At 62.6% G+C, this 289-nt stretch carries 1 protein-coding gene; it reads right to left on the bottom strand.

Annotation, left to right across the window (positions count from 1 at the left end):
• Positions 1-106: 106 nt before the first annotated feature.
• The coding region (locus tag AC1Q80_RS30920; RefSeq protein WP_492362955.1) for a hypothetical protein at positions 107-289 on the bottom strand (183 nt) is incomplete at its 5' end.

Raw genomic sequence — 289 nt, 5'->3', positions numbered from 1 at the left:
TTTTGTCGACGACCGGCCGTTCCAGCAGTCGACCCGCTCGGCCAACGACAATGGCCTGGGGAGCTTCAACTTCCCGCGGCTGTCTTCCTTCGGCAACCTGCCGTCATCAGGCGGCCGCAAGCATGACGACGATGGCAATGGCGGCGGTGACAATGGCGGCGATGACGATGACGACGATGGCAATGGCAATGGCGGCAACAATGGCGGCAATAACGGGGGCGGCAATAACGGGGGAAACAACAACGGCGGCAACAACGGCGGCGGCAACAACGGTGGCGATGACGACGAC

It is taken from the genome of Ensifer sp. GW823-FHT05D09 (assembly GCF_058795755.1).
Note: the sequence above shows the minus strand (reverse complement) of the source record. Positions and strands in the feature narration are given on the sequence as shown.